At 43.8% G+C, this 10,956-nt stretch carries 5 protein-coding genes; all 5 read left to right on the forward strand.

Annotated features, from left to right (window positions below; genetic code table 11):
• Positions 1–84 precede the first annotated feature (84 nt).
• Positions 85–2,907, forward strand: a complete 2,823-nt coding sequence (locus PQO05_RS12975; RefSeq protein ID WP_273633344.1) for a glycosyl hydrolase 2 galactose-binding domain-containing protein — start codon at positions 85–87, stop codon at positions 2,905–2,907.
• Between the two features lie 100 nt (positions 2,908–3,007).
• Complete coding sequence (locus tag PQO05_RS12980; RefSeq protein WP_273633345.1) at positions 3,008–4,174, forward strand: esterase; 1,167 nt, start codon at positions 3,008–3,010, stop codon at positions 4,172–4,174.
• Between the two features lie 8 nt (positions 4,175–4,182).
• Positions 4,183–5,175 (forward strand): glycoside hydrolase family 26 protein, encoded by a 993-nt coding sequence (locus PQO05_RS12985; protein ID WP_273633346.1) that lies wholly within the window; start codon positions 4,183–4,185, stop codon positions 5,173–5,175.
• 645 nt (positions 5,176–5,820) lie between these two features.
• A complete protein-coding gene (locus PQO05_RS12990) occupies positions 5,821–9,135 on the forward strand; it encodes a SusC/RagA family TonB-linked outer membrane protein (protein ID WP_273633347.1) in 3,315 nt (1,104 codons plus the stop codon).
• A 30-nt stretch (positions 9,136–9,165) separates the two neighbouring features.
• Positions 9,166–10,956 (forward strand): RagB/SusD family nutrient uptake outer membrane protein, encoded by a 1,791-nt coding sequence (locus PQO05_RS12995; protein ID WP_273633348.1) that lies wholly within the window; start codon positions 9,166–9,168, stop codon positions 10,954–10,956.

Here is a 10,956-nt window from a genome sequence, read left to right on the forward strand (position 1 = left end):
AATGCAAATATGGTGTACCCCCAAAAGCATCCTGCACGATAATATTGCCCTTTTAACAAAATGCTGTCTTTTAATTTATAATTGATGATACAACCTATTAGTGCCAGGTATTGGCTCGGCCTTGTCTTTTTAATTTTTTTATCCACCTCAATTTATGCACAACCCAACTATGGCCTGTTAAAACCACAAGATGCAGCGACGTTGCCAAAATCAAAAGTTGGGTATGTGCAGCCTATCCGGAAGGCTAAGGTTGTACCCAATACAATTTTGCAACCTGCCGTCGATGGTAAACTGATTATTAGAAACGGTTGGGAAATGATTTCGGCCAAACAAGCAAAAGCAAATGGCGATTTGATTTCTACCAATAATTACAACAGTAAAAGCTGGTACAATGCCACTGTGCCGGGCACTGTACTAACCACATTGGTACAACAAGGTGTGTATGCCGATCCTTACTTCGGTCTCAATAATCTCCACATTCCAGATACTCTTTGCCGGCAGGGTTGGTGGTATCGCACAACGTTCAACGTGCCTTCTGATAAACGAAATCAGAATGCATTTTTAAATTTCGATGGCATTAATTATAAGGCCGAAATTTGGTTGAATGGAAAGCGTTTGGGGGGCATAAATGGTGCTTTTCAACAAGGTGTTTTTAACATTTCTCCTTACTTAAATAAGGAAGTAAAAAATGTGCTTGCCGTGCATATTATACCACCACCAAACCCGGGTATTCCACACGAAGAATCACCATCGGCAGGTACCGGCCCTAACGGCGGACAGTTGTGTCTGGATGGCCCGACTTTTATCTCATCCGAAGGTTGGGATTGGGTGCCCGGTATCCGCGATCGTAACATCGGCATCTGGCAAAACGTGAGTTTGCAATTTGTCGGATCGGTAACAATTAGCAACCCGCATGTGGTAACAAAGCTGCCATTGCCAGATACGAGCAGTGCGCGAATAACCATATCGGCAGAAGTAAATAACATTACCAACAAGACACAGGTAGCCCGACTCAAGGGTGCAATTGGTAACCTGCATTTTGCCCAAACTATAACATTGCAACCGCATGAAATGCGGGTAGTCACTTTTAATCCCGATCAATATAACGTATTGCAAATAAACCATCCGCGCTTGTGGTGGCCAAATGGTTATGGCAATCCAGAGTTGTATACATTGAAGTTGGTAGCTGAAACTAACAATACTAAGTCTGATGAAAGGAGCGTGCGGTTCGGCATCCGTGAGCTATCGTACGAATTGTCAGTCGACTACGGTTCGAAGATTCATCGTGCGGAATTTAACCCCATCAAAGCATCTGTTTCAAAGGAATCACTGTTTGATAATATCAACAGAACCCGGACTGATCATGATGTAACCGTTGCCAAATTAAGACCTGGGGCTGATACTTCTTTACTTGAAGCGAATAAGGATACGGACATGGCACCCTACATTGTAATCAAGGTTAACGGCAAACGTATTTACTGCAAAGGCGGCAACTGGGGTATGGACGATGCCATGAAACAGGTATCGCGCCAACACCTCGAACCTTATTTCAGGTTGCATAGGGATGCGCATTTTAATATGATCCGTAACTGGACAGGCGAGAGTACCGAGGAGGTTTTTTACCAGTTATGCGATGAATACGGTATGCTGGTTTGGAATGATTTCTGGCTTTCGACCGAAGGTTATAATCTCAATGTAAAGGACAACGATCTGTTTGTGCAGAATGCCAAAGCGGTAATTGAGCGGTTCAGAAATCATCCGTCAATTGCCATCTGGTGCCCGCGTAACGAGGGTTATGCGCCGCCGGAATTGGAAGAGCAACTGGCTAAACTAATTTGGCAGGAGGACGGGACCCGTTACTATCAGCCCAACTCGCGTACTATGAACTTACGCACCAGCGGCCCGTGGCATTATTTTAAAAACTCTGAAAATTATACCAAAATAGCATCGGGTTTTAGTACAGAACTGGGTACACCATCTATCCCTACGGCAGCATCTATCCGTAAAATGATGCCGGTGGCCGATCAATGGCCTATTAGCGATACCTGGTATTACCACGATTTCCATACCGGGCAAAAGGATTATGTGGCTGCAATAGATTCGCTGTATGGTAAAGCAACCAGTCTGGATGATTTTTGTAAGAAAGCCCAAATGCTTAACTACGATAGCCACCGACAAATGTTTGAAGCCTGGCAAAGTAAGCTGTGGAATAATACGTCGGGCGTATTGCTTTGGATGACGCACCCCGCTTGGCCAAGTATGGTATGGCAAACCTATTCATGGGATTATGAAACCTTCGGCTCTTACTTCGCCTCTATGAAAGCTTGCGAGCCGGTGCATATTCAGATGGATTTGGCCAGCAATCAGGTAATGGTGGTTAATACCAGTCTGCAGGCACTGTCTAATTGCAAAGCCGAATTGAATGTATATGATCTCGATGGAAAATCAGTTTACAATTATTCATCATCTGCCAACATCGATCCCAATAAATTAACCGCATTGTTTGAAGCAAAATTACCGGCTGATCTTTCAGGTAATTACCTCGTAAGATTAAAGCTATCGGATGAAAAAGGAAGACTGATTTCAGAAAATGATTACTGGAAAAATTTGGGTAGCGCAAAGTCTTTCAATGCTTTCAATAAGCTTAAAAAGGCACAGTTAAAGTATACTCAAAATGTTAGTGCAAAAGGTAAATCAACTTACACCATAACCAACACTTCCAATGTTCCGGCGATAGCCATCAAACTAAATCTGGTAAATGCTTTAATCAAGGCAATTGTGTTGCCGGCTTATTTCTCTGATGGTTATTTCAACCTTTTACCGGGCGAAAGTAAGCAGGTAGTGGTAAGCTATTCCGGCGAAAATAAAGTATATCTCGCTGCAGAGGGCTATAATGTGAAAATGTAACGCTGCATGTAACCATAGTACACTAAATAGAGAGCATAGTGTACCGTTTAAAACGCGCTGCAGGCTATAATTGCCTACCAAAATAACCATTTGAGAATACATGTACACTTCTAAAAGTTTCACCAAATTTTGCTCCTCGGCAACGCTATTGCTCCTGTTTTGCACGGGCTTTACGTTTGCACAAAGCAGCAATACTTATAGTGTTAAAAGCTGGTTCGGGCCACCGGCGCCTACGTTTTCGCCGGTTGTAGCGGCCGATCATCATATCACTTTTCGGTTGAAAGCACGTCATGCTTCTGATGTTAAACTTTTGTTCGGTGAGTGGAACATCAAACCGCAAACCATGACTAAAGATACTGCCGGAATCTGGAGCATAACCATCAACCCGGTTGAGCCCGGCATTTACTCTTATGTGTTTACGGTTGATGGCGTGCAAACTTTAGATCCGGTAAACCCTGTAACCAAAATTGGCACACAGTTGTACTCGAGCATTGTGGAGGTAAGCGGTAATACACCACGCTTTGATGAGGTGCAGAATATTCCGCATGGTACGTTACAGATCCATCGCTACTTATCAACCCCTTTAAAGCAACTGCGCGGATTGTATGTGTATTTGCCTCCGCAATATTACAACCAGCCTACTACAAGTTTTCCGGTGCTTTACCTGCGCCATGGTGGTGGCGATAATGAGTCGAGCTGGACACAGGCTGCCGGTCGTGCCGATGTAATTCTCGAAAACCTCATTGCTGCTAAAAAAGCAGTGCCCATGATTATTGTAATGACCAACGGACTTACCGATGGCAGTTGGGCAGGTGGCAGCAATACCAAAGGTTTAAAAGATCTGGATGAAGAATTAACCACGGATGTAATTCCCTTGATAGAAAAAACTTACCGCGTTAAAAAAGGTCGCGAGAGCCGCGCCATTACAGGTTTATCAATGGGTGGTGGTCAGGCTTTTGTAATTGGCCTGCGCAACCTCGATAAGTTTGCCTGGATAGGGGAGTTCAGCGCTGGTTTACTAAGCGATAAAGATTTTAATGCCGATGAGTACGCGCCCAATGTAGTGAATAGCACCCTGAACCAAAAATTGAAACTGCTTTGGATAGGGATTGGTAAAGATGATCCACGTTACCCTGGTCACCTGGATTTGGTGGCTATGCTGAATAAAAGAAATATCCATAATGAATTCCTTGCCATTCCCGGCGGGCATGAGTGGACGGTATGGCGTATTGAGTTAGCTGGTTTTATGCAAAAGCTTTTCAAATAATGAGACAAATGAAATCAAAATTAAAAGGCTTGCTACTGATTGGATTGATGGGCTGGGTCGCAGCTGCATCCGCCCAAAAGAAAACGGGTTTTCAAACGCTCGATTTTCTGTATAGCATATCAGGTTCAAAAACCATTGCCGGCATCCATAACCGCGAACCTAATGCTACACCAGCACGGTGGACTAACAAAGTTGATTCTGTAACCGGCAAATTTCCTGGTTTGTGGAGCGGTGATTTTCTGTTTCAGCAGGATAATATTAATAACCGCCAGCTAATGGTTGATGAAGCCCTGCGCCAATGGAAAAAGGGAGCGGTAATCAACATCATGTGGCATGCCTGCGATCCGGCCATGCTGGAACCCTGCGGATGGAATAAAGAAGGTGTGCTCAGCAAAATGACCGATGCCAAATGGACGGAATTAACCACCGACGGTACACCACTTAATAAAGAATGGAAAAAACGGGTAGATGAAGTGGCTGTTTACCTGAAATTTTTGAAAGATAATGGGGTAGAAGTTTTATGGCGACCAATGCACGAAATGAACCAGAAGGTTTTTTGGTGGGGTGGCAGGCCCGGCCCGGATGGCACGGCCAAATTATATCGTATGCTGCATGATTATATGGTTAAAGAAAAAGGACTGACTAACCTGATCTGGGTTTGGGATATCCAGGATTTCAATAGTCTTGCCGATGATGCCAAAGCCTATAATCCCGGCGATAAATATTGGGATGTAGCTGCACTTGATGTTTACGATGATAAAACCGGTTACAGTGCCGAAAAATATAACATCATGCTTTCGGTATGTAATGGTAAGCCTATTGCTATTGGCGAGTGCCAGAAATTTCCTTCTGTCGATCAGCTTAAAGCACAACCTAAATGGACATTCTTTATGTGCTGGTCGGAATTGGAATTCAGCAAAAATACAGTAGAACAAATACAGGCTATCCACACGGCATCCAATGTTTTAACGCTGGATGAAATGCCGGGATGGAAGAAGTAATAGCGATGAAATTATGAGGTTAGTTTTGTTGAGTATGTTGGTTTTGCTTTTCGGGCCGGTGCATTGGGCATCGGCACAAAAGCAATTGCCTGCAGGTAGTTTTCAATAAAATAGATCCCTTAAAAGGGTATGAAGAGATTGCCGAAACGCAGATCAGTTTCAGCGATTTTTAAGTGTGAAATAGTATTAAAAGAATTTGTTTTGTGTTAAAATAGTATTGTTAATTTATCTATCAATTAAAATTATAAACCGACTGATTTGATAGCGAGATTGTAGGGCAGTAAATTAAATAAATAGTGTATTGGTTTTTAAATTGGATTTTATCTGATCTGGTAGTCTATTGTTCTTTTTTTTAAATTAAATGATGTATTTGATCAAATTTGATTGAATTTTTATCTGGATGATGAAAATGAAAATTTACATATTTGTTTCTTAGTGTATTTGTTAGTTAAATATACTGTCTGGTTTTGTGCTCTGTTTTTCGCTGATGTATTTGCTTTGTTTTACGATTTCTTATCCAATTTTTATAATATGATATTTTATTATGTTAAAATAGTATTATTAAATTGAGTGTTTTTAGGAGTAATATTGTTACACAATTATAAGCCGGTTTTATAACCAATTTTAAACTTTAATTTATTATGTATGGAAAAACTTCTACGCACGTTTACGGTGTGTCTGTGTTTTGTATTGGCCAATATGAGCATCGTATTAGCCCAGCAAAAAACAATAAAAGGCACCGTTAATGATGAAAAGGGGATTGGCTTACCCGGTGTAACCGTAAGGGTTAAGGGTACCACAATCGGAACGCAAACCGACCTAAACGGTAAGTTCTCACTCACAGTCCCACGCAGTGATGCAACAATCGTAATTAGCTTTATTGGTTACGCCAATATGGAAATGTCGGCCTCATCAAGCTTCCAAAATCTGGTGATGAAGCAGCAGGCCGGGCAACTAAGCGATGTGGTGGTTGTAGCCTTTGCCAAGCAAAAGGCGGTAACAGTAACAGGTGCAGTATCAACGGTGGCCGGTAAAGAGCTGGTATCAACATCGGTGGCCAACGTTACCAGTATGCTGGTAGGTAATTCGCCGGGTATCAGCGGGCTGCAGGCCAGCGGCGAGCCCGGTCGTAACGGTACTAACATCTACGTTCGTGGTGTATCCACGTTTACGGGCGGTACCAACCCATTGGTGGTTATAGATGGTATTGAGCAAGCTGCCGAACAGCCATTTACCCAGCTTAACGCTATGGACGCTAACGAGATTGAGAACGTAAGCGTGCTGAAAGATGCAGCATCAACGGCAGTATTTGGTATCCGTGGTGCCAACGGCGTAATTATCGTTACCACTAAACGGGGGCGGGCAGGTAAACCGGTGTTGAGCTTTTCTACCAATTTCGGTTTCACCAAAGCCACCAATTATTTAGATAACGTAAACTCGTACGATTATGCTTTGTTCAGAAACGAGGCCATCCGTACCGAGATCAGTAGTTTTGGTAATACCAGTTACAACAACTACCTGTTTACCCCGGATGATTTGTGGAAGTTTCAGAACAACCGCGATTATACACCGGCACAGGTTGCTGCCATGACTAACCTTACTGCGGCACAGAAAGCTTCATTGAGTAATAGCCCGGCATTGTATTATACCAGCCACAACCTTTATAAAGATCAGTTTGGCGGTACGGGTCCTCAGCAGCAGTACAACCTTAATATTTCGGGTGGTACGCAAAAGGTTAAATACTTTACTTCGGTTGGGTACTTTAATCAGGGTAGTATTTTGACGAACACTAATTACTACGGATCTAATACCCAGTCTAATTTCAACCGATATAATTTCCGCTCTAATTTTGACATCGATGTAGTTAAAAATTTCCAAATCTCGGTTAACCTGGCCGGGCAGTTTGGTACTACAACCGGTCCGGGTTCAAACGCAGCCGGTCCAAATGATCTGAACGGACGTTACAAGGCTATCATGCAATACATTTTTGATGGTAACCCTTTTATTAGTCCGGGTATAGTTGACGGCCATTTAGTTAACGCCTTTGCCGGTGTGGATGGTACGGCGGATAACCCGCTTGGTCCGCTGAAATCAGGCAGTTCTATCGGAAATCAAAACGCGGTTTACAACCTGTTAACCAGTGGTCACGAAACGCTTTATAATACTCTATTGAGTAACAGTGTAAAGCTAACCCACACCATGAATTATCTGACCAAAGGCTTAACCGCAACAGGTACTGCCAGTTATGATGATTACTATGTAAAAGCGGTAAGTTATAACCCATCGCTGCCGGTTTACTCCGTACGCCGCGACCACGCCGATCCTAATATTTTGGATTTTTATGGTGGTGCGGTTACCAATAACTCGTTCAATAACAACCCCGGCCATAACTCAACCTGGCATAAAACCTATTTCGATGCCGGTTTAAATTATAACAGGGCATTCGGTCCGCATACCATTACTGCATTGTTATTGGGTAAAGCCTCGTTATACAGCATCCCTTACGATGCGAACAACCCGGCCAACAATGCCAACACGCCATCAGGTATTATGGGTTTACTGGGCAGGGTAACTTATAACTATAAAGAGCGCTACCTGGTTGAAGCCGATTTAGGTTACAATGGTACCGAGCAATTTGCACCGGGTAAACGGTTTGGTTACTTCCCGGCATATTCTGCAGGTTGGGTGGCTTCGAACGAATCATTCTTCCCGCAAAATAAGATCGTGACTTTCGTGAAGTTCCGTGGATCGTATGGTGAGGTAGGTAATGATCAGCTGAACCAGCGCCGTTACCTGTACTTTCCTAATACCTTTAACATTAACCAAAGCGGCTATTATTTTGGTAATACTAATGGTTCGGCAGTTAACCCTTATTATTCAGGTTCGAACGAAGGTACCATCGGTAACCCTAACGTAACCTGGGAACGCGCCAAGAAACTGGACTTTGGTTTGGAGCTGCGTTTCTTTAGCGATAAACTCTCTTTCACAGCCGATTACTTTAACGATAAGCGTAATAATATCTTAACCAGCCTGGGTACTATCCCTACTACTTATGGTGTGCCTTCGGCATCTGTACCGCCGGTTAACGTAGGGGTAACAACCAATCACGGTTATGAGATTGTGTTGGGCTGGACCGACAAGATTGGCCAGGTTGGGTACAACATTACCGGTAATGTTAACTATGCCCGCAACAAAATTATTTACAAGGCCGAAGCACCAAATCCTTACCCATGGATGAACCAGACCGGTTATGCCATTGGCCAGTACAAAGGTTTGGTAAGTGATGGTTTCTTTAACACGCCAGAGCAATTGGCAAATCGCCCTTACAATACTTATACCAGCAACGTGGCTGCTTTAGGCGATATCCGCTATAAAGACATTAACGGTGATGGCAAAATTGATAACAAGGACATGGTGCCGATTGGGTACTCTAACCTGCCGCAGTATAACTATAGCTTAAAAGTAGGCTTCAACTACAAAGGTTTTGATGTAAGCAGCTTATTCTATGGTACGGCCAAAGGCTCGTTCTATATGCCGCCAGGTATGGTTATCCCTTTCTTCAAAAATGCAGGTAATGCTTTCCAGTGGGAGTATGATGGCAGATGGACACCTGAAAAAGCGGCCAGTGGTGCTACCATAACCTATCCACGCGCTGTGATGAACGGTACTGGCAGCAGCAACGACTTCCTGACCAGTGATTTTTGGCTGCTCTCAAACAACTTCATCAAGCTGAAGAATGTGGAGGTTGGCTATACCATCCCACGGGTTGATTTTCTGCGCCGTGTGGGTATTAGTAGTATCAGAGTGTATGCCAATGGTAATAACCTGTTTACCTGGGGTAATAAAAAAGCCCTTGAGCGTGGTATAGACCCGGAGACTTCGCAGGATATTAATAATCAGAGCACCTATTTATACCCAATTACACGGGTTATCAATTTCGGCGCAAACGTGAGATTCTAAAAGAAACGATATTATAAAATCATATATAATATGAAAAAGCTATTGTATTTATTAATAGGAGTGGGGCTGGTAACAGGCATCTACTCTTGTCAGAAAACTTTTCTGCAAAAGCCAAATACCACAGGTAGTAGTACTATCGAAACGGTATTTAGCAACACCACCGGGGCGTTAAGCGCGTTGTCGGCAGCCTACAGGCTCGCTTTGATACAGGGATTACCTTACAGCGGTTTAGGCCACGGTACATTATCAGGTATTTCGGGCGAAATGAGTAAGGGTTATAACTGGCACGCCACCTTCCTGATAGCAGGCAATGGTATGTCGCCAAACCCGGGCGATGGTAATGATGCTTTGGCCGATGACAAGTTTAGCGATGATTATGCATCGATCCGCAAAAATTATCTGGTATTGGAAAATGTAGATAAGGTAAGCGATATGGATGCAGCTACCAAAGCCACCATAAAAGCCGAAATGACAGGCCTTAACGCTTATCGTTACATGGGTATGTTTATCCGCTACGGTGGTGTACCTATCGTTACCAAAAGTTTTGATGCCAGCGATAATTTATCGGTACCGCGTGGTACGCTACAGCAAACCCTGGATCAGGTAACTACGCTTTGCGATGCAGCTATTGCGGGCTTACCCGATAAATGGCCTGATAACTTTGGCGGCCGCTTAACCAAGGGATCGGTATTGGCTATTAAGGCGAGAACTTTAATGTTTGCTGCACGCCCGTTATTTAACACGGCAACGCCTTACTTGAGTTTTGGCTCCAACAACAAAATGATTTGCTTTGGTAATCAGGATCAAAACCGTTGGACTGCTGCTATTACTGCTAACGAGGCTATGATCAGCTGGGCTAATGCCAATGGTTACGGCATTATTAACACAGGTGGCGGCATCAACACGCCAAATACCAAAGCTTTTGATGATTATGGTAATGCAACATCGACCCCATCAAACCGCGAGGTAATACTGGCCTACAAGGTTGACGAGGGCGGAAACGGTATCCCTAAATACTTTAACCGTTCGCCTTATTACAACCTTAACGGCGACCGTTACGATACCGATAACAGCGGCACACTCAGCAATTTCATGACCAATTATTACAAAGCTGATGGTACCGACCAAACCTGGCCGGGTATTAATGATGCAGCTCGCCCTTATAGCGAGTATAATACTAAGATTATGCAAATGGAGCCACGTTGTTTGGTTGATAACCTTTTCCCGGGTATTGACGCCGCCAACAATGCAGGCGATTATAGCTGGTCTGTAGCGGGCTGGCAACGTGGTATTATTAACCAGAACGGTGGACAGGGTAAAGGTAACGCCACTACCACTAAATTCTATTACCATGCAGGCTCACGCTTGTGGATGGAGTTCCCGTTGTTCCGTATGGCTGAGTTTTACCTCAATCTGGCAGAAGCCTATAATGAAGTTGGAAATACGGCCAAAGCGCTGGAGAACCTTAATGTGGTGCACAACAGGGCAGGTTTGCCGTCAATCACTACAGCAGATCAGTCGGCTTTGCGTAAGGCAATCCAGCGCGAGTGGGCGGTTGAGTTTTACAACGAAAACCAACGCTACTTTTTGGTTAAGCACTGGAAGCTGGACGATATAGGTAACGGTTTACTGGGCGGCGCAATGCGTGAGTTCTCGTTCACCACTGTACCTGGTGCAGCCAACGTTAACCTGGCTTCGGCCTTATTAACCTATAAGGATTATGTAACCTACACGGCTTACTGGAACCCCAAAATGTACCTCGACCCGTTTCCACAGGCGGAGATCAATAAGGGGATCATCGTTCAGAACCCCGGTTACTAA

Origin of the sequence: Mucilaginibacter jinjuensis, assembly GCF_028596025.1 — a bacterium.
GTDB lineage: Bacteria > Bacteroidota > Bacteroidia > Sphingobacteriales > Sphingobacteriaceae > Mucilaginibacter > Mucilaginibacter jinjuensis.

Excerpts from the sequence above, each read along its gene's own strand:
- PQO05_RS12975 (WP_273633344.1), top strand. The coding sequence starts at position 85 with ATGATACAACCTATTAGTGCCAGGTATTGGCTCGGCCTTGTCTTTTTA.
- PQO05_RS12980 (WP_273633345.1), top strand. The coding sequence starts at position 3,008 with ATGTACACTTCTAAAAGTTTCACCAAATTTTGCTCCTCGGCAACGCTA.
- PQO05_RS12985 (WP_273633346.1), top strand. The coding sequence starts at position 4,183 with ATGAAATCAAAATTAAAAGGCTTGCTACTGATTGGATTGATGGGCTGG.
- PQO05_RS12990 (WP_273633347.1), top strand. The coding sequence starts at position 5,821 with ATGGAAAAACTTCTACGCACGTTTACGGTGTGTCTGTGTTTTGTATTG.
- PQO05_RS12995 (WP_273633348.1), top strand. The coding sequence starts at position 9,166 with ATGAAAAAGCTATTGTATTTATTAATAGGAGTGGGGCTGGTAACAGGC.